Annotated in this window: 23 protein-coding genes; 16 read left to right on the forward strand and 7 right to left on the reverse strand. The window is 37.6% G+C overall.

Annotation, left to right across the window (positions count from 1 at the left end; genetic code table 11):
• Nucleotides 1-129: 129 nt before the first annotated feature.
• The 4 genes from ACHZEU_RS14975 to ACHZEU_RS14990 all read left to right on the forward strand — a co-directional run bounded on the left by ACHZEU_RS14975 (nt 130) and on the right by ACHZEU_RS14990 (nt 5,089).
• The gene (locus tag ACHZEU_RS14975; protein ID WP_048393981.1) at nt 130-1,011 is read left to right on the forward strand and encodes a LysR family transcriptional regulator; all 882 of its coding nucleotides are present in this window, start codon (nt 130-132) and stop codon (nt 1,009-1,011) included.
• Between the two features lie 86 nt (nt 1,012-1,097).
• Nucleotides 1,098-2,504, forward strand: coding sequence for a sodium/proline symporter (locus ACHZEU_RS14980; RefSeq protein WP_404803516.1), 1,407 nt, complete (start codon nt 1,098-1,100; stop codon nt 2,502-2,504).
• 224 nt (nt 2,505-2,728) lie between these two features.
• Nucleotides 2,729-4,168: a PLP-dependent aminotransferase family protein gene (locus ACHZEU_RS14985; protein WP_279493379.1), complete on the forward strand. Its 1,440-nt coding sequence runs from the start codon at nt 2,729-2,731 to the stop codon at nt 4,166-4,168.
• A gap of 12 nt (nt 4,169-4,180) precedes the next feature.
• On the forward strand, nt 4,181-5,089 hold the full coding sequence (locus tag ACHZEU_RS14990; protein ID WP_404803517.1) for a D-alanine--D-alanine ligase: 909 nt from the start codon (nt 4,181-4,183) through the stop codon (nt 5,087-5,089).
• Between the two features lie 263 nt (nt 5,090-5,352).
• Here the strand turns inward: ACHZEU_RS14990 and ACHZEU_RS14995 are convergent, their stop codons facing one another.
• On the reverse strand, nt 5,353-6,192 hold the full coding sequence (locus ACHZEU_RS14995) for a YitT family protein (protein ID WP_036079667.1): 840 nt from the start codon (nt 6,190-6,192) through the stop codon (nt 5,353-5,355).
• A 202-nt stretch (nt 6,193-6,394) separates the two neighbouring features.
• Here ACHZEU_RS14995 and ACHZEU_RS15000 point away from each other — a divergent pair, with 202 nt between their 5' ends.
• The 5 genes from ACHZEU_RS15000 (at nt 6,395) to ACHZEU_RS15020 (ending at nt 10,080) form a co-directional block, all read left to right on the forward strand.
• Nucleotides 6,395-6,439 (forward strand): erythromycin resistance leader peptide, encoded by a 45-nt coding sequence (locus tag ACHZEU_RS15000; protein ID WP_369525618.1) that lies wholly within the window; start codon nt 6,395-6,397, stop codon nt 6,437-6,439.
• 277 nt (nt 6,440-6,716) lie between these two features.
• Nucleotides 6,717-8,165, forward strand: a complete 1,449-nt coding sequence (locus ACHZEU_RS15005) for an Msr family ABC-F type ribosomal protection protein (protein WP_054549701.1) — start codon at nt 6,717-6,719, stop codon at nt 8,163-8,165.
• Nucleotides 8,166-8,288: 123 nt separating this feature from the next.
• Nucleotides 8,289-8,732, forward strand: coding sequence for an SRPBCC family protein (locus ACHZEU_RS15010; RefSeq protein WP_048393990.1), 444 nt, complete (start codon nt 8,289-8,291; stop codon nt 8,730-8,732).
• Between the two features lie 78 nt (nt 8,733-8,810).
• Entirely contained in the window at nt 8,811-8,945 is a 135-nt protein-coding gene (locus tag ACHZEU_RS15015; protein ID WP_217492442.1) for a DUF4303 domain-containing protein, read from the forward strand.
• A gap of 13 nt (nt 8,946-8,958) precedes the next feature.
• Nucleotides 8,959-10,080, forward strand: a complete 1,122-nt coding sequence (locus ACHZEU_RS15020; protein WP_404803518.1) for a serine hydrolase — start codon at nt 8,959-8,961, stop codon at nt 10,078-10,080.
• Between the two features lie 26 nt (nt 10,081-10,106).
• Here ACHZEU_RS15020 and ACHZEU_RS15025 read toward each other — a convergent pair whose 3' ends face one another.
• Nucleotides 10,107-10,487, reverse strand: a complete 381-nt coding sequence (locus tag ACHZEU_RS15025) for an SMI1/KNR4 family protein (RefSeq protein WP_404804595.1) — start codon at nt 10,485-10,487, stop codon at nt 10,107-10,109.
• 198 nt (nt 10,488-10,685) lie between these two features.
• On the opposite strand from ACHZEU_RS15025, the gene ACHZEU_RS15030 reads away from it, so the two are divergent.
• Entirely contained in the window at nt 10,686-11,213 is a 528-nt protein-coding gene (locus ACHZEU_RS15030) for a cupin domain-containing protein (protein WP_112116843.1), read from the forward strand.
• 103 nt (nt 11,214-11,316) lie between these two features.
• Nucleotides 11,317-11,736 carry an Rrf2 family transcriptional regulator gene (locus ACHZEU_RS15035; RefSeq protein ID WP_103118966.1) on the forward strand — a complete coding sequence of 140 codons (420 nt, stop codon included), beginning with the start codon at nt 11,317-11,319 and terminating at the stop codon, nt 11,734-11,736.
• 41 nt (nt 11,737-11,777) lie between these two features.
• Here ACHZEU_RS15035 and ACHZEU_RS15040 read toward each other — a convergent pair whose 3' ends face one another.
• Nucleotides 11,778-12,182 carry a carboxymuconolactone decarboxylase family protein gene (locus ACHZEU_RS15040; protein ID WP_048393996.1) on the reverse strand — a complete coding sequence of 135 codons (405 nt, stop codon included), beginning with the start codon at nt 12,180-12,182 and terminating at the stop codon, nt 11,778-11,780.
• Between the two features lie 110 nt (nt 12,183-12,292).
• Here ACHZEU_RS15040 and ACHZEU_RS15045 point away from each other — a divergent pair, with 110 nt between their 5' ends.
• The 4 genes from ACHZEU_RS15045 (at nt 12,293) to ACHZEU_RS15060 (ending at nt 15,017) form a co-directional block, all read left to right on the forward strand.
• Nucleotides 12,293-12,712, forward strand: a complete 420-nt coding sequence (locus tag ACHZEU_RS15045; protein ID WP_054549696.1) for an Lrp/AsnC family transcriptional regulator — start codon at nt 12,293-12,295, stop codon at nt 12,710-12,712.
• Between the two features lie 215 nt (nt 12,713-12,927).
• Nucleotides 12,928-13,272: a hypothetical protein gene (locus ACHZEU_RS15050; RefSeq protein WP_048393998.1), complete on the forward strand. Its 345-nt coding sequence runs from the start codon at nt 12,928-12,930 to the stop codon at nt 13,270-13,272.
• A 137-nt stretch (nt 13,273-13,409) separates the two neighbouring features.
• The gene (locus ACHZEU_RS15055) at nt 13,410-14,003 is read left to right on the forward strand and encodes an NADPH-dependent FMN reductase (RefSeq protein ID WP_112116841.1); all 594 of its coding nucleotides are present in this window, start codon (nt 13,410-13,412) and stop codon (nt 14,001-14,003) included.
• A 75-nt stretch (nt 14,004-14,078) separates the two neighbouring features.
• Nucleotides 14,079-15,017: a ring-cleaving dioxygenase gene (locus ACHZEU_RS15060; protein ID WP_404803519.1), complete on the forward strand. Its 939-nt coding sequence runs from the start codon at nt 14,079-14,081 to the stop codon at nt 15,015-15,017.
• Nucleotides 15,018-15,120: 103 nt separating this feature from the next.
• On the opposite strand, the gene ACHZEU_RS15065 is transcribed toward ACHZEU_RS15060, so the two are convergent.
• Genes ACHZEU_RS15065 through ACHZEU_RS15075 form a run of 3 tightly spaced genes read right to left on the reverse strand, consistent with a single transcriptional unit; the run spans nt 15,121 to nt 18,393 of the window.
• Entirely contained in the window at nt 15,121-16,062 is a 942-nt protein-coding gene (locus ACHZEU_RS15065) for an alpha/beta hydrolase (RefSeq protein ID WP_333880620.1), read from the reverse strand.
• Between the two features lie 28 nt (nt 16,063-16,090).
• Complete coding sequence (locus ACHZEU_RS15070) at nt 16,091-17,164, reverse strand: LLM class flavin-dependent oxidoreductase (RefSeq protein ID WP_404803520.1); 1,074 nt, start codon at nt 17,162-17,164, stop codon at nt 16,091-16,093.
• A 23-nt stretch (nt 17,165-17,187) separates the two neighbouring features.
• A complete protein-coding gene (locus tag ACHZEU_RS15075; protein WP_404803521.1) occupies nt 17,188-18,393 on the reverse strand; it encodes an MFS transporter in 1,206 nt (401 codons plus the stop codon).
• Between the two features lie 248 nt (nt 18,394-18,641).
• Between ACHZEU_RS15075 and ACHZEU_RS15080 the strand changes: the two genes are divergently transcribed.
• Entirely contained in the window at nt 18,642-19,223 is a 582-nt protein-coding gene (locus ACHZEU_RS15080) for a TetR/AcrR family transcriptional regulator (protein ID WP_048394004.1), read from the forward strand.
• Between the two features lie 89 nt (nt 19,224-19,312).
• On the opposite strand, the gene ACHZEU_RS15085 is transcribed toward ACHZEU_RS15080, so the two are convergent.
• A complete protein-coding gene (locus ACHZEU_RS15085) occupies nt 19,313-19,702 on the reverse strand; it encodes a RidA family protein (protein ID WP_054549691.1) in 390 nt (129 codons plus the stop codon).
• Nucleotides 19,703-19,820 lie beyond the last annotated feature (118 nt).

Consider the following 19,820-nt stretch of genomic DNA (forward strand, 5'->3'; position numbering starts at 1 on the left):
CCCCCTCATCAACAAATCATATTGATTTACTTGGATTTTATTTTTATTATAGAGGTGGCAAATAATTTAAATCAAATGAATATTTACACAATCAACTATGAAAAAAAATCATAAAAGGAGCAGAATAGCATGGCTACATTAGCACAATATATTGCTTTCCATACACTTATCGATACAGGAAATTTTACAGAAACAGGCTTAAAGCTCAATCTCACACAGTCTTCAATCAGTCATACGATTAGTAATTTAGAGGCAGAATTAGGGCTTTCTCTAATTATTCGAAACCGCAATAATATTGTTTTAACGAGTGAGGGGAAAATTGTTTACGAACACATCTCAAAAATATTGCAGCAACAACAGCAGCTTGAAACCTCTGTAGCAAATTTAAAAAATCTCATTGGGGGGACGTTATCGGTTGGTATTCTACCAAGTGTTTCTCTGGTCTTATTACCAAAGGTTTTAGCGTATTTCGAACAGCATCATCCAGACCTACAAATACGTTTGATGGAGGGAGATTATGATCAAATCGAAGAATGGCTTCATAATGGCGTTGTCGATATCGGTTTTTTAGTGCAACCAAATTCTAAACATCTTGTATTCGATGCGATTTTTAATGATGAGCTTGTTTGCATTATGGCACAGGAGCATCCATTGGCGAAGGAAGAGAGGCTCTCTCTAGAGCAATTGCAGGATGAACGCTGGATTATGCCTAAACGTACGATTGATCGAGATGTATCAAGGATCTTAGCTAAACATAAAATCCATCCCAATGTAGTCTATGAATTATCAGTTGACCAAGTCATTTTGACAATGGTCAATGAAAATTTAGGCATTTCTGTTGTGCCGAACTCGCTTTTACTACATGCACCAAGTAACCTGATTAGAAAAAAATTTTATCAAGCATATATTAGACAGGTTGGAATTGCACACAAACACAGTATTCATCTTTCTCCAGGAGCTTTAAAGTTTGTAGAAATATCGAAATACTTTGCCTCCTTTTTACAAAATTAGTTATTGACAATTAAAAAAACCCGAACTATTATCTGATAAAACCAATTGGGATTGTTTAGATTAATCAGATGGAGGACTTTGGGTATATGCATACAATTGTTTATGTTGAAATATTTATATATTTACTCGCTATGCTAGGAGTAGGGATATACTTCAGTAAAAAAGATTTATCACATAATGATTACTTTCTAGGGGGAAATAAACTACCGGGCTGGGCGTTAGCCTTTTCTGAACGTGCAACGGGTGAATCAGCCTATATGTTTTTAGGGGCAATTGGCTTTATTTATGTGGCTGGGCTGTCAGGCATTTGGATTTTATCTGGCATGCTTTTAGGCGTTGTTGCATCATGGCTATTTTTATCAAAGCGCTTTATGACAGAGCAACAAAAATATAAGGTGAATAGCCTAACAGATTATATTGCTGTTAAATTTCCAAAGCACGCAGATATAATTCGTTGGTTAGCTTCTGCAGTAATGGTGTTATTCTTTGTTTGCTATTTAGCAGCTCAATTTTCCGGGATGGGTAAAACGATTTATTCATTCTCAGGACTCAACATCACTTGGGGAACAATTATTATTGGAGCAATAATAATTGCCTATTCATGTATGGGAGGATTTATGTCCGTTGTTTGGACAGATACAATCCAAAGTTTTTTAATGCTGATCTCGTTTGTTATTGTTCCAATTGCAGCTTATATGGAAATTCAACATCAAGGTTTAAGCATTTCAACAGAGCTAGCTCAAATGGGCAATGGTGCGGATAGTTGGGTTGGAGGCTTAAATGGACTTGCCTTAGGGGCGATGTTATTTACAAATCTATCCTGGTTCTTTGGCTGGCTTGGGGGGCAACCTCAATTGAGCTCTCGCTTTATGGCTATTACGACTGAAAAAGAGCGAATTACTGGCCGTAATATGGCGATTATTTGGACATTAATTGTCTATGTGGGTGCCTTTTTATCTGCGATTTTCGCCTCCACTTTGTATAAGCAAGGTTCTATTGAAGATCCTGAAATGATATTGCCACATATGGTATTTGAAATTTTACCACCTTGGGTTGCGGGAATTATTGTGGCTGGTATTTTAGCAGCTATTATGTCAACGGCTTCGTCTCAATTGTTAGTCATCACAACATCGATAAGTGAGGATATAATTCATAAAACATTACGTTGGAATATTTCTAGCAAAAAATTAGTTCACCTTTCGCGTCTAGTGGCTGTTATTAGTGGGATTGTGGGTATTATCATTTCACTCAAATCAGGTTCTGTAATTTATAGCTTAGTATCCTTTGCATGGGCAGGGATTGGCAATACATTTTCGGTTGTGATCCTTTTAATCTTTTTCTGGAAACGTGTGTCAGGCATTGGGGTTATTGCTACAATTATTGTCGGTTTTATTAGTGCGATTGTATGGTCCCTGTCACCTATGGAGGCTGTAGTGTCAGCCAAGGCAGCGACATTCTTTATTTGCTTAATTGTTGGAGTTGTGGTATCCTGAGTATGTCCTGATAAAAAGGAAAACGGTCTGGATTATATTTTAAAATAATAATAAAACTCCTTTTTTGCTGATATATTTCTCAAAAGAGGAGTTTTCTTTTTATGCTTATGACCCTATTGAAATATGATAGAAAGAAGAGCAACCACTCTAACAGGAAATTACATAATGTGTGGACCTTTTTGGTTATCATGGTTTATGCAAAAATGAAGCAAGGGGGTTAGGAAGTGTTTAGTGATTTTAAGCTTATGGATGAACGACCAGTTTATGTACAATTGAAGGATTATGTTCAAGACATGATTGTCAAGGGGCATCTGTTGGAACATCAAAAGCTTCCATCTACCCGTGAACTTAGTAAGTTATTAGCGGTCAGTAGAAACACGGTGCTGAACGCATATGCCGAATTAGAGCTAGATGGCATCATCTATGCAGTGAAAGGAAAAGGGCATTTTATCGGAAAGGTTACTACATTGGAAACTTCTTCTATTGAAATAGATTGGAAACAAAGGCTGAATGAAACAACTTTATTAGCTGATGAAATTGATTTAATACGACAAGATATACACTGGAAAAAAGGCATGATTTCATTTACTAGTATAGCTCCAGAAGAAAAGCTTTTTGATGTTGAAAATTTCAAAAGGGCATTTCTCACAAGGATGTCCATTGAAGGAGATATTGTCTTAAACTATGGCTATGCCAAGGGCTATAAGCCCTTAATTGACCACCTTCTTAGCTATATGGAGATGAAAGGTGTGGACATTTCTAATAAAGATATTTTAATTACAAATGGTTTTACAGAAGGTCTAGATATTTTATTGTCCTCTTTAGCTAAAAAATCAGGGCGTGTACTATGTGAAAATCCTACACATCATGCAGCATTGAAGCTTTTCAGTTTGCATGGGTTAGACGTACATGGCATCGATATGCAAGATGACGGGATTGACATGGAACAGGTGGAAAAAACATTAGCAGATAAGGACTTTGATTTTGCCTATCTTATCCCGTCCTATCATAATCCAACAGGAATTGTCACTTCCTCCGAGAAAAGGAGTGCTATTTTTCAGCTTTTTTCCAAATATCAAATACCCATTATAGAAGATGGTTTTAATGAGGAATTAAGGTATTCAAGCTCGCATTTGGCACCACTAATCGCTTTTAGCGGTATAGGTAATAACATTGTCTATATTGGTAGCTTTTCTAAAATTCTTTTCCCTGGCTTACGTGTTGGCTGGATTTTAGCAGATAGGGAGTTAATTGATAGCTTGGAAAGTATGAAAAGAGCTCGAACAATTCATACATCAACACTGGATCAGGCAGTGTTATATCAATATTTACAGGATGGTTACTTTGAAAAATATTTAAAGAAAGCAAGATTTGTTTACAAGAAAAAATATGAGCTTGCCCGTCAAGCTTGTATCCAATACATTCCCTATAGCAGGATAACAGGGGATGGGGGGCTTCACCTTTTTATAGAACTAAAAGAGGACGTAGATGCACGATTGTTGCTTGAGAAATGCTATGACAAGGGCGTTGTATTTTATCCAGGTGATGTATTTTATACAAATGGAAGAGGTAGTAATACATTTCGTTTAGGTTTTTCCCGTTTAGCAGATGACGATATTGTTCGAGGTATTCAAATTATTGGTGATACATTGAAAACGTTATGAGGAGTTGAAAAAATGAAGGTTGGCGTAATTATGGGTGGTACTTCCTCTGAAAAGCAGGTTTCCATCATGACAGGTAAGGAAATGGTCACTCAATTAGATAAGCAAAAATACGAAGTTGTGGCAATCACATTAGATAACAACAAAGAGGTAATTGACAAGGTAGGTGATATTGATGTGGCTTTGTTAGCACTTCACGGTAAGTTCGGGGAAGATGGTACGATTCAGGGGGTACTAGMAGCKWTKGRWRTKCCTTATACAGGAARCGGTCTTCTAGTAAGTAGTTYGTGCATGGATAAAAATATGGCAAAAAAAATCCTTCGATATGAAGGTGTCGCAACTCCAGATTGGGTGCATCTCATAAAGGAAGAGGAGTTGCCCTTGCAGGATATAGAGCTTATGGGTTATCCACTTGTAGTTAAACCAAATGCTGGCGGCTCTAGTGTGGGTGTTCAAATTGTCCATGATCGGAGTGCCTTATTGGCTGCGGTTGCAGAAGTATTTAAGTGGGATAACGAAATCATTATTGAGCAGTATTTGATTGGTGACGAAATTACATGCCCAATACTCAATGAACAGCTATTGCCAGTCCTGTCAATCAAACATACAGCAGTATTTTTTGACTACCAGGCAAAATATGACGATGCTTCTACCGTGGAGGAGCCTGTGGAACTACCACTTGCAATTCATGACCGAGTGGCAAAGGCTGCGATGATCAGTTACAAGGCTTTAAGATGCAGTGTCTACGCAAGAGTAGATATGTTAATTAAGGATGGCGTTCCTTATGTGTTGGAGGTTAATACGTTGCCTGGCATGACGCAAAATAGCCTACTACCAAAAAGTGCCCTTGCTGCGGGAATCAGCTATTCAGCACTATTAGACAGCATTATCCAAAGCTCTTTACAGATTGATAGAAATAGGTAAATCGAAAAACAAAACCACCAATAGAATTTTTGTGAAAGGATAAAATGAACATCCGTTCCAAGCTACTTCTAATTGGTTATTCGATCGTTACTGTTAGGATGAAAGATAAGGAAAAGACTCTTTTGCACATGGTGATTTGAGTGACGCTGGCGGAACGTAAATCAACACTTCGCTTTGCCAAAAGTTCTTTTTCTGCTAGTGAAATCTTTTTTAACAACATAAAACACCTTTTGTTGTTACCTACAAAAGGTGTTTTGACTGTTTTATGATTTTGCTAATTCAATAAAGCCTTCTCCGAAAACGTCCCTTACATCATGAATGGCAATAAAGGCATCCTTGTCGACTTCTTTGACAATTTTTTTAAGCTTTACAACTTCTTGCTTACTAATAACAATATACAGGATTTCCTTTTGTTCCTTTGTGTAATAACCATGACCTGATAGCACAGTTACCCCACGATTCATATAAGCAGTTACCTGTCCAGCAATGTCTTCAGGTTTTTTAGAGATAATGGTAACTGCCTTTTTAGGGTTAACTCCTTCAATAACAAACTCCATTACCTTAGTACCAACATATAGCATAACAATTGTTAGCATTAATGCCTCTGCACCAATGATAAAATAGGATGAAAAAGCAACAATTAAATCGAAGAATAAAAGTCCATAGCTAATACTCCATCCAAGATATTTGTTAGTGATTCTCGCTAAAATTGTAGAACCTGCTGTTGTACCACCAACTCTGATAATCAAGCCAATACCGACTCCTGCAAATACGCCACCAAAAATTGTATTGACGATAATCTCATCTGAAGAGATAGACCACGTTTCTGTTAAATGTAAAAATAAAGAATGGAATGAGACCGCAATGATTGTATAAATTGTTGTTTGTCTATTTAAAAATTTATAACCAACGATAAGTAAAGCTGCGTTCATAACAAAACTGACAATACTTGGCGACCATCCGAACAGATAATAAGCAATAATCGTTAAGCCTGTTACGCCACCTTCACCTAAATCATTAGGAATAACAAATAAGTTAACTGCTAGGGCAAAAAGCAGTGATCCAAGCATAATCATTAAAATATCGATAACATATTTCTTCATTCACATAACACCACCAAATCAAATTTTATTTTTCTTAAATTCCATACTATATCAGGTTTTCACCAAATGATATACTTTTTGGAATGTTCATTTGTGATATATCGACAGTAATTAGTGTGTCTTTAGAGAGAACTTTGGAAACTTGACATATTATAGCCAGAATTTATAATAGTCGTAACAATGCTAGGAGGGTTATTAAAAAATGATACATGCTATGAGACTACGTTTCCCAATGTTGAACCAGTAACTGAATAGGGCCAAACGCTGTTTTGTGACACCAGAGTAAATGGGATAGTCTGTCCTTTTTTAATCATCTTCATAATCATGAGAAAAAAGAGACGCTTGTCTTATAATAAATCTCTTTTACTTTACATCACAGGCAAATTTGTCTGTGTTTTTTTATTGAATGTAGGGAGGAAAGTGAAATGTATAGTCTATTATTCTTTTAATACGAGCTTTGATTAAAAGCTCGTATCGATACCATCGCTATCGGTACGGAATGATCAATTTCGGGAGGTAGCAAAATGGAAAAGGTTTGCTTTGAGTTAGAGAATGTAGTCGTTACTTATTTAGATAAAGAACTATTAAATATTGAAAAATTAGCTGTGCATCAATTTGACCGAATAGGAATCGTTGGTAAAAATGGTGCAGGTAAAAGTACGTTGATGAAGTTACTTGCTGGCAAGATACAACCAGTAAGTGGGAAATTGAAAAGGCATGTTCATTTCGGATACTTTGAACAGATGGAGGCACCAACGTTAATAGAGGCAGATCCACAGTTATTAGGGAAATTAGCAGTACCTACGTATTCTGAAGGATTAAGTGGTGGAGAGCAAACAAGATTAAAGCTAGCACAATTATTTACTTCTTATGAGGAAGCTTTGCTTATTGATGAGCCGACAACACATTTGGATCAACTCGGCATCTCATTTTTATTAGATGAATTACGTTATTATTATGGGGCCCTCATACTCATCAGCCATGATCGTGCTGTACTAGATGAGCTGGTTACAACGATATGGGAGGTAGATGGTGGTAAGGTAACGATCTACTCAGGGAATTACAACGAGTATGCCATGCAAAAGCAATTAGAGCAAGATCAACAAAATCAGGCTCATGAACAATACTTGAAAGAAAAGAGCAGACTTGAAAAAGCTGTAGATGAAAAAATGAAAAAAGCTGAAAAAATTGCTCAGGCAGGCAATATGTCTAAAAGAGAGGCTAACGCTAAACCTAATCGTATGTTTATGACAAAGTCCAAAGGCACAAGTCAAAAAGCCGTACAGCGTGCAGCAAAAGCTATCGAACATCGGATAGGGAAGCTTCATAAAGCAGAAGCGGTGCAGGAAGAAAGAAAAATTGTTTTTCGACAATCAAAAGCTTTGGAATTGCATAATAAGTATCCCATTATGGCAGATCGATTCACTTTACATGCCCAAGATAAGGTACTATTACACGAGGTGAGCTTCCAAATCCCGTTAGGTAAAAAAATTGCGCTTAAGGGTAACAATGGTAGTGGTAAAAGTACATTACTAAAACATATAGCCAATAATGGTGAGGGTATAACTATTTCTCCAAAGGCTAAAATAGGTTATTTTCATCAGATGAGCTACCAATTTGCTGGTGAGGAAACAGTGCTACAATTTTTAAAGAATCGCTCTGAATATGATGAAAGTTTATTACGAAGCGTACTTCATTCCATGCAGTTTGCTGGCACTGATTTACAAAAGAAAATTACCACACTTAGTGGTGGTGAGGCCATACGCCTTCAGCTTTGTCAGCTATTTTTAGGAAATTATAATATTTTGCTGTTGGATGAACCAACTAATTTCTTAGATATTCAAGCACTCGAAGCCCTTGAACAATTTATAGCTGCTTATGAGGGAACAATAATCTTTGTCACACATGATAAAAATTTTATCGACAATGTAGCAGATATTCAGTTTACTGTTCATAATAAAAAAATACTTTAAGTGAAAAGGTGCGATTCCATTAGGAGAATCGCACCTTTTTTAGTGAATTTTTATTAGTAAGGAAGGTTAATGGAAAATTTCGGCGAAGGTGTAGATAGACAATATGAAAAAGGATGATGAATGATGATAAATACGGATGTGACGACGAAACTAAAAATCAATCAACCAGCCCATAAAGTATTTGAAGCCATTATTTCCCCTACTGAAATCGGTCATTATTGGTTTTCTAGCAGTTCCGAAAGATGGGCAGAAGGTAAAAGAATCACGCTTAAATATGAGGAGTATGGTGCAGAGGGTGTGATCACTGTGCTTGAAATGGAGATGAATAAAAAAATTGTGTTTGTTTGGGGAGAAGAGCATGGCGAAGTGACAATGGTTGCCATCTCTTTTGAAGAATCACAAAGTGAAACAATTATTACTGTTGTAGAATCTGGGTTAAATGCACATGACCCAGAAATTGTGACAAAAATGATGGGCCAAAAAGAGGGTTGGGTCTATACATTAACATGCCTCAAAGGATATTTAGAAAATGGGGTTAGCAATTTACGAGCTTCTCTAATTCATTAAGGAGGAGAGGTATGTCAACGATCGATATCATCGAGCAATTGGAGCTGAATTAGTTTGTGCTAAGAAGGGTTATTCGAGGTGAATCAAGCAAGGGATTCTGTATGCATACTTGTTGAAGTGATGCCTCCAGAAATAAAAACAGAAATAGCATTACGATTAAATAACCAGTCGTCTACAGTATTACAGCAATGGTTGTTAGAAGCAGCTGAGTGATGGAGGGATGAATATGAAAAAGTTGTATTGGATGATTGGCGGTGTTTTGGTTTGTATAGGTTTTGTATGTAGCATTATTTTTTGGAAGTTTCAAAAAGAAATCAAGAAGAACGATCCTGAATATATCGTGCAATTTATCAAGGAACATAAAGAGGATAAAAATATTTCTGTAGCCATTCAATATAATCAACAACATTGGGTGGAGCTAAACACCAAGGAACAGCTACCGTTAGCAAGTACAGTTAAAATAATCGTAGCCATCGCCTATGCGCAACAAGCAGCGGATGGCCGTATTAATCCTAAAGAGCAAGTAAATCTAAAGGAGTTAGAGGCATTTTACATTCCTAAAACAGATGGCGGCGCACATAAAGCATGGCTGGCGCAGTTAAACCTTCAGGGTGCAGATAGTGTACCTTTAAGTGAAGTAGCAAATGGCATGATTGCCTATAGCTCCAATGCAAATACGGAATATTTAATGCATGTATTAGACTTTCAAATAATTAATGATGTGCTTACACAGTTAAATGTAGAGGATCATGAACCTTTGTATCCAATTGTAAGTGCACTTTATATTCCCATTCACTTGATGGAGGAAAAAAATTTAACGAAAAAAGCAACATTAACTGCTTTGCGAAAAATGGATATGGTTGAATATCGTGAGCGTGCATTGGCTATTCATTCGAATTGGATAGAACATCCTTTAACAATTGAGGAGAAAACAAAAGTTCAAAAAATGCTCAATATGGATTTTCAAAAGATATGGTCTGATCGTTTAATAAGGGCCACAACAAGTGATTACATCTCTATTTTAGAAAAATTGAATGGTAAAAATTTCTTTAGCGCAGAAGTACATAAATATTTAGATTCCGTGTTGGAGCAATTGATGCAGAATCCTAGAAATCAAGCATGGTTAAAACATGCTGGTCAAAAGGGAGGATCGACGGCATTTGTGTTAACACTAGCAGCCTATGCGGAAGATAAAGATGGAAATCAAACAGAGATAGCCTTTTTTGCTAACAACTTAAATACAATGGAGCAGATTAAGCTCTCAAATAGTATGAATAGTTTTCAATTGAAATTTCTTACAGATGATAAATTTCGTAAGCGCTTGAAAGAGGAATTTTCCGAGTTGTGAGTTKCCCATAGATAAGGCAACTCATACTATTGACTACGCTCATCAATCAGTTTTTCAAGAAATTCTGAAAAAGAAGAGGCATATTCATAGATCATGTCATTCATTAAGTCATAGCACATAACTGGAAATTCGTCGTGTTCATCTTTAGACGAACGATCAAAGAAGTACAATTCGTCAGAGTCTGGAATAAATAAATCCAATCTATTCGGAAATTGTTTACACCACTCCTCGTCAGCCAAGTTAAGACGATGTATATAGAGAATATCATGATCATTGATGTCTCTGTATGCTGGTGGACCGATTGAGAGAATAGATCCACCATTCAGCTGCCCATTGCCATAATTTTTTAACCACCAGCAATAGGATGGTGGTAATTCGAATCCTAACTCTGCTTCAACTTCTACAATCCAATCATCTTCAACACCGTGTCCAGAAAACTATTTAATTGCAGTAGTGCCTGCAAGCTTTTCTGCTAATGTAGCAAACAGGATACCTATCTCCATTCTATATATAAAGATTACTCAATTAAGTCAAACTACATGTGAGTACCTTCTTTCATTCAACTGCATACTATAGCGTTATCATGCATGAGAGGATTGAGATAAATGTACCACCCTTATTACGGTAATTATCAATCGTATCATTACGGTTATCAACCTGTTTATTGGGCCTATCCAAATCAGGCAGAACGAGCGCCAAGAAGTAATGTCCAGAATGATTTTGGACCAACACCATTTGTTATCGACATTGAAGAGGCTACAAAGCGCAATAATAATTATCGTACAGCATTGTGGACAGGGTCAAACTTACAAGTAACGGTGATGAGTCTTAATGTCGGAGAAGATATTGGTTTAGAAGTACACCCACATGTGGACCAATTCATTTGTATTGAGGAGGGGCATGGATTAACTCAAATGGGGCCAACTAGAGATTATTTAAACTATCAGAGACATGTCGCAGAAGATACGGCTATTATGGTACCAGCAGGAACATGGCATAATGTTACGAATACAGGGGATAAACCACTAAAGCTTTACACGATTTATGCGCCACCAAATCATCCATTTGGGACTGTACAAGTAACAAAGGCTGATGCTCTTGCTGGAGAAGCGGGTTATGGACAGCATGACTAGGGATCATAAAAGCGTGTTTTCATACAAAACATGCTTTTTTCTTGAATTATGATAGAATGTGTTTTAATTGCAGATAATAAAGGTCCTGAATGAAGGGTGATGAATGATGAAGTATTCAAAAGCAACAAATTATGCTTTACATACAATGGTGTTTTTAACACTCAATCCTAAAGGGAAATCAATGAGTGTAGAGTCTTTAGCAGAAATGCAAAAATTATCTCCAACCTATCTTTCCAAAATATTAACTAAGCTTGTGAAGGCAGGTTTAATTGAGTCGAACCCAGGTGTCAACGGTGGTTATCGAATTTCTAAGCGCCCCCATGAAATATCGTTTTTAGATGTGATATATGCAATTGAAGGACAAACCTCATTATTTAGTTGTTCCTCTGAACACGATCATTCCTTCCATCATCAAGGCTGTCTCATTGAACAAGTGATGGTGGATGCTGAAAATAATATGAAAGAAGAGCTTAGTAGGAAATTTATTATAGATATAGCTAATAAAATGGAATTAAAAGGATAGCAGCTGGAAAAGGAACTAGGGTTTCGCCCCCTAGCTCCTTATTATTTTAATTGCATGAGTGCGCCAAAATATTGCTGTGCTGTCGTGAAGCAAATAAATGCTAGTAGCTCGCTAATCTCGGCTTCTGTTAAATAGTCCTTTAATACAGCCGTGACGTTGGGGGCGGTGTGCCCCTTAGCAGCTAAGAATGCTTCCGCAAAACCTGTGCATACTGCCGTTTTCTCATCATAGTTCTGGGGATCAGGCTTGCCTTTTGCCTGACAATACTGACAGCCATTTTTTTGAGCTAAAGTTTTTCGAACCTCTTCTTTTAATGAAGCGGATAGATGCCCGTCTTTTTCGAGTACCTCCCCCAACTGCTGCCAGTGCAGCTGAATTCCCTTGTTGTAGCCTAATAATTGTTGAAAGGGTGTTAAGCCCTTGTCATATAATTGAATAAGTGTCATCAATCATTCCTCCTTCTATTAATTAGTGTAAAATGTTCATAACGAAGTTAACATATCAATTCGAAGGGAAATATGATTGTTTTCCTTCAAAAAGAAGGGGTATTTACAAAATGGATTTCATTAACGAAATGATACTTAAAGAATTAAAAGAAGATAGTCGAATTTCTATGAGCGAACTAGGGAGAAGGGTTCACTTATCTGCACCAGCAGTTCGCGAAAGAATACGGCAATTAGAGGAACAGAACGTTATTAAGAGGTATACATTGGATATTAATAAAAAAGCATTGGGTTATCCAATTGACGCTATTGTTGAAGCGACAATCAAAAATAACCGCTATGCAGACTTTAAAGAACATCTGAAGGTTTATACAAATATAGACTTCTGCTATCGCATTTCAGGTGAGTCATGTTTTTTATTAAAGGGGCATTTTCAATCTTTTCCTGATGTAGAGCAGTTTATTGATGCATTACAGCCATATGCACATACGAAAACTAACTTTATTTTTTCAGATATATGTGAGGACGTTTAGATGAAGGGAGATATGTATGGAAATCAAATTATTTGAAGAAGAAATTGATGATTTAGTACATTTATTAGTGCAAAATAAATGCTTGGGAAAATAAGATGGTACTGTGACAGATAGTATTGTCTATGGTGCTATTAAAGATGACTGGGTAGTAGGGAAGTCAACACCAATAAGAATGGATGAAGTTCCATTTTAAAGTGTTTGAAAGGAGTTTTTGCATGGAAAAAGACGTATTAAATGCCTTAAGAAAATCATGGTCCATTCAATCAAGTTCTAAATGGAGTGTGGACAACCCTGCAAAAGGACAATGTGGCGTCACTTCATTAGTTGTGCAGGATATTCTTGGCGGAGAAATTAGGAAGACATTTCTTGAGGAAGGCTGGCACTTTTATAATATTATTAATGGAGAAAGAAAGGATTTCTCCGAGGAACAATTTCCATATCTAATCGACTACCAAGATATTGATTCAAATAGGGTAGAGGCTTTTCAAGATACTAATGATAGTCAATATCGTTATCTAAAAACACAAGTTTATAAGCTTTTAGGGAAGGCAGAGAATTAATTATCTCTGCCTTTTTAATTTTCAAAACAAAGTTGTTGACGTTTATAAAAATATCGTGTTATTATTATCTCGAATTCAAGATAAATAAATTCAAGATAAATGAATTCGAACCTTTAGCTTCGTTAGGAGGTACAATTATGGGGTTTTTTAATAAATTTTTTAGCTCAAAAAAAGAGGAGGAACAAACAATGGCAGAATTAAATATCGGTATTATTATTGGATCAACTCGTGAGGGGCGTGTAAGCCCTCAAGTAGCACAGTGGGTAAAGGAAATTGCAGATCAACGTGGAGATGCCAATTATACAGTGATTGATATTGCTGATTATAAATTACCATTATTAGGTGAGCCAGGACAGGATGCTTCAGGAGCACAAGGTTGGTCAGAAATTATTGCTAAACAAGATGGTTTTGTATTCATCGTACAAGAATACAATCACTCTATTACAGGGGCATTAAAAAATGCACTAGACTACTTACGTGTTGAATGGAATAACAAAGCGGCTGGAATCGTATCTTATGGTTCTGTTGGCGGTGCTCGTGCAGCAGAACATTTACGTGGGATTATGGGTGAGCTTTTAATCGCAGATGTGCGTGTTCATCCAGCACTATCATTATTCACAGATTTTGAAAATGGCACAGAATTTAAACCAAAAGAAGTACAAATAGATTCAGTAAACCAAATGTTAGATCAATTGATCCCATGGTCTAAAGCGTTGTATACAATTCGCTAAGCTTTTACAGATTGAGGTAGGTATAAATAGGGCATAGTATAGGTGAGAGATATAGTCATGAAAGGGCTTGTTAACATGAAAAAACATACAGCAGGTATACACCATATCACAGCGATCGTAGGACATCCGCAAGAGAATATTGATTTTTATGCGGGAGTATTAGGCTTACGTTTAGTAAAACAAACAGTAAACTTTGATGATCCGGGCACATATCATTTATATTTCGGTGACAAAGGTGGGAAACCAGGAACAATCATTACCTTCTTCCCTTGGGCTAATGCTTATCAAGGACGTATTGGTGATGGTCAGGTTGGCGTTACAACGTATGTTGTACCAGAAGGAGCACTGCCATTTTGGGTTAATCGCTTAGCGAAATACTCGATTCCTTTCCAAAAAGCTGAACGTTTTGGTGAGCAAGTCATTCAATTCGATGATCCACATGGTTTGCATATTGAACTCGTGGCACGTGCGAAAGGCGGGCACAACGAATGGTCATTTGGTGAAGTAACACCTGAGGTTGCTATCAAAGGATTTGGTGGAGCTACACTATTCTCAAGTCACCCTGAAGAAACTGCCAAAGTTTTAACAGAAGTAATGGGTCTTGAAAAGGTAGCGACGGAAGGTGACTATACGCGTTTTACTTCTAGTGCAGAGATCGGCAATACAGTGGATTTAAAAACAGTTGCAGGTCAACGTGGCCAAATGGGTGTAGGAACTGTGCATCATATTGCGTGGAGAGCCCAAGATAATACAGATCATTTAGAATGGCAAGAGTATGTGATGAATCATGGACAACATGTAACAGAAGTAAAAGATCGTAATTATTTTAATGCGATTTATTTCCGTGAACCTGGCGAAATCTTATTTGAAATCGCTACAGATCCTCCTGGATTTGCTCATGACNAGACACCAGAGACAWTGGGTAGCCAATTAATGTTGCCACCTCAATACGAGCAACATCGTGAACAACTAGAAAGAACATTAATCCCGATTAAAGTGCGTGAGCTTGATTAAGCGGGTTTGCAGGATCAAGCTAAGCTAAAGTTTGCGGGATTTATGAGATAGAACGTCCACAATAGATTTTCGCATTTTTTATTATTAGAAGGCGAAGTGCTAATCAAAAATTGAGTGCACCTGCCATGGCATCTAAATAGTTCTGAATAGCCTGTTGACTTACTTTTGCTTCAGGCACAAAGACCTCAAAGCAATGGTAACTGCCAGGGTAGAGGTGGAATTCAACGTCCACTCCTGCCTGTGCAAGACGTGTTACATAATCAATGGTTTCATCACGAAATAAATCAAGTTGGCCAATACATATATAGGCTGGCGGTAATCCTGTTAAGTTTTCAGCTCTTGCAGGGACCGCATACGGAGAACGGGCATTGATGTCCTTCTCCTCTCCTAAGTACAAATGCCAAGCAGTCAAATTATTTGTTCTACTCCATGTTGCATGATCATCAATAATCTCATAGCTGGAAGGTGTTACATTTCGGTTATCAAGCATCGGATACAGTGGCATCTGGAATATAATTGATGGTCCTCCTTTATCGCGAGCCATTAATGCAAGTGCTGCTGTTAATCCTCCTCCACCGCTTGCTCCAGCAATTGCCACCCGTTTGACATCGATACCAAGTGATTGGTGCTCATTAGTCATCCAAACTAATCCAGCATAACAATCTTCAATAGCCGCTGGGTAGGAATGTTCAGGCGCTAGTCGGTAATCAATGGATACGACAACGCAATTAGCTGTCTCAACAAAGCGTTCACATAAAACATCATCCATATCAGGGTGCCCCATGACAAAGCCACCTCCGTGAATCCAAAGCATAGCTGGAAGTTTATCCTGCTCCCGTTTAGCTGGTTCATAGATTTTAACCAGCATTTCGTCCCCGTCACCTCTAGGAATCATACAGTTGGTCGTAAGTACATCTTCTGATTTTTTTGAAGGTGGATTGGACAAGAGACCTCGACTCCAAGTTAAATCCTCCTCCAATCGAAAGCCAGGAAATTCTGAGTAAGCCTGCCTTAATTCTGGTAAAATTCGGTTAATGATAGTCATATATACTCCTCCTGTTGAATAATGAATCTTAAAGAAATGGCTTTCCTTCTAGAGCCATTTCAGCTTCCCATTTAGCGACTTCATCACGTACACGGGGAGCAACTTCTGTTCCAAGTAGTTCTATAGCTTGCATGACTTGATCATGCGGCATGGTACTTAAAGGAACGTATAGCATAAACCGTGTAATTCCTACATGTTTACGAAGATGAATAATTTTTTCAGCAACTGTATCTGGATCACCAACATATAATGCTCCTTCAAAGCTTCTTGCAGCATCATAACTAGYACGGTCATAATAAGGCCAGCCTCTTTCCTTGCMTAATTTATTCATACCAGCCATTGTTGATGGGAAAAATGTGTCTGCTGCCCATTCCGTATTCGGTCCAACGAAACCTATTGAATGAGAACCTACCTGAAGTTTTGATAAATCATGACCTGCATGAAGTGCTGCCTTTTTATATAGCTGTACAATCGGTGCAAATTGCATTGGGCTGCCACCAATTATTGCTAGCATAAGGGGTAATCCTAAAAGGCCAGCACGCATAGCAGATTGTTGATTTCCTCCACTAGCCACCCAGATTGGGAGAGATTTTTGAACAGGTCTAGGATACACACCTAAATGATTGATTGCTGGACGATGTCTACCTTCCCAAACTACTTTCTCAGACTGACGAATGCTAAGTAGTAAGTCTAAATGTTCCTCAAATAATTCATCATAATCATGTAAATCGTAGCCAAATAAGGGGAAGGATTCGATAAAAGAACCACGACCTGCCATGATCTCTGCACGTCCATTTGATAGTCCATCCAATGTGGCAAAATCCTGAAAAACACGCACAGGATCTGCCGAAGAAAGGACAGTTACAGCACTTGTGAGTCGAATGTTTTTCGTTTGAGAAGCAGCAGCAGATAGCACCATTGCTGGAGAAGAGGCGGCATAGTCTTCACGATGATGCTCACCAATGCCAAAGACATCCAATCCTACTTGATCTGCAAGAATGATTTCTTCTACTACTTCACGTAAACGCTGTGCATGACTAATTATTTCACCACTGTGAACATCTGGTTTTGTTTCTACGAAAGAAGTAATTCCTATTTCCATTTGTTATCTCTCCAAGTCTAATTTTATTTAGTAAATCGTTTAGTTATTGCCCAAAAAAGAAGAGCAATTGTACTAATAGAGGCTCCGAGTAAGCAAACCCCTCCCCAACCAAAAAGTGCATACAACTGAGTCGATGCGATTGAACCGCTAGCACTAACAATAGAATAGAACACCATATAGCCTGCGGTCAGTCGACTTCGTGCTTCTATACGTAATGGGAGAATCATCGTCTGGTTTGTGACATGTACTGCCTGTACTGCCAAGTCAAGTAACACAATGCCAATAATTAATGCCAAGTATGACTTATCTAAATAATTAATAAATATCCAGGAGATAAGTAAAAGCGTTAAAGCAATACCTGTCGTTCTTTGTCCATAGCCTTGGTCAGCAAGTTTACCCGCTTGTGCAGCAGCTAATGCCCCTGCCACACCTACAAGACCAAAAGCGCCAATTACAGTGTGTGATAGAGAAAATGGTGGTGAACTAAGTGGCAGAACAAGGGGCGTCCACAAAATACTAAAATCAGCGAAAATTAGCATGGCTAGAATAGAGCGGATACGTAATGTTCGCTCTTGAATAAACAGCGTAAACACGGATTGAATTAGCTGAGAATAGGTGATTGATTTTACTTCACGTTCGCCCCTTGGTAAAACTTTTAAAAACATACCACTCACTAGAAGCATGAACGCGGCGGAGGCTAGATAGACAGAACGCCACCCTGCAAGATCTGTTACTAACCCAGCAAAGGTACGAGCAAGTAGTATGCCAATGACAATGCCACTTGTAACAATGCCTACGACACGACCACGTTCTGTAGAGGAAGCCATAGTTGCAGCGAACGCAACAAGGGTTTGAGTCACGACTGCAAGTAGACCAACTAAGGCCATACCTGCAAATAGCACTACAACATAGGAGGCAGTACCGACTAGAAGCAAAGCAACAGAGGACAATAGCATTTGTCCAATAATCAAGCGTCGTTGGTTTAGTAAATCTCCAAGTGGAACTAGAAGAAGTAAGCCTAGCCCATAGAAAATTTGTGTGACAGTAATAATCAAACCAATAATTGATTGATCAATAGCAAAATCATTCGATAATTCATCTAGCAGCGGCTGAGCAAAATAAATATTGGCGACAGACATTCCGCAGGCTGTAGCGAATAATAATGTTACAGCTCGGGATATAGAAGATGATTGATTTATATGAATTGCATCATCATTTGCATTGTTCACATTGTAACCTCCCTTTCTAATTGAATTGTAATTATAACATACCGTTCGGTACAAAATAATTATTGGTAAATATATCTTAACTACATTGGATTTGTCAATATTTATTTGGTATATATTTTCTTTTTATTTCGATTGATGAAATGAAATTGACAATAAAAAAAGCCAGATATAAAATAATTACATACTGTTTAGTATCGTAAAATTCAATGATTAACTTACTATTTTATCCTAATGGGGGTGTATCTATAATGGCAAGAACTCGGGAATTTGATGAGGCAAAAGTGTTAGAGGCAGCAATGCAATTATTTTGGGAGAAGGGATATGAAGCGACTTCTTTAAGTGATCTTACTACTAGAATGGGGATTCAGCGTCCTAGTATTTATTCAACGTTTGGGGATAAAAAGGAACTATTTGAAGCGGCACTTCGTAGATATACGACAACTCGCGCATCCGAAATACGGACTAAACTTCAAAGTTATGCCTCTGTAAAACAGGCGTTTTCTATATTTTTTGAAGATGTGATTACTGCTGAATATACAAAAGATCTTAGTAATGGCTGTTTTTGTATCAATACAATGGTTGAATTAGCTCCACATGATGAGAAGTTCGAGATTTTGACAAGAGAGCATCAACTCTATCTATCAGTAATTTTTCAGGAGACAATTGAACGGGGAATTCAATCAGGAGAACTAGAGGCGAACACTGATTCAAAGTCTTTAGCGCAAGCATTAATTGTTGCGTTAATAGGGTTAACAGTTATGCTGAAATCGCAGCCACAACGCTCGTTTGTTGATAACGCCATTGCAACGACGCTGACATTACTTAAATAATAAGGCAATACCCCTTTAKCGTTGCTAAAGGGGTATTGAAAAAATAAGAAAAAAATGCACAAATTTAGTTTATAAAACATAGGATGAATTTATAATTCCTTACAAGCCCATGCGTCAATCTCAACCTTTAAAGCTGGCGTAGCGAGTGCAACGACATACATTAATGTTGTGCATGGAAGATGTTCCCCCAAGAAGTCACTGATAATTTCCTTACGTTGAATAGCATCCATATCCCCCACTAAATAAAAGACGAGCTTTGTAATATCTTGAACCTCCATATCGGCACTATCTAGATTTCTTTTAATATTTTCAAGTGCTATCTTCAATTGAGCTATTGCATCTTCAGGTATAGATCCATCAGCTATCATGCCAATTTGTCCTGATAATGTTAACCATCTCTGAGGTCCCGTCACCTCAATTTGATGAACATAAGGAGCAACGGGTGGATGAATGTTCTGAGGGTTTCTCGCAATTTTCATAGAATCAGTCCTTGTCTTTGTTTAATTTATATCTCTAATCAAAATAGCATAAAGTAATAGTTGATAAAAGTTCTATACAAATACCATTATAAAAGAACATACAAATTGGATATGCTGG

It is taken from the genome of Lysinibacillus sp. S1 (genome assembly GCF_044986265.1).
GTDB classification, from domain to species: domain Bacteria; phylum Bacillota; class Bacilli; order Bacillales_A; family Planococcaceae; genus Lysinibacillus; species Lysinibacillus capsici.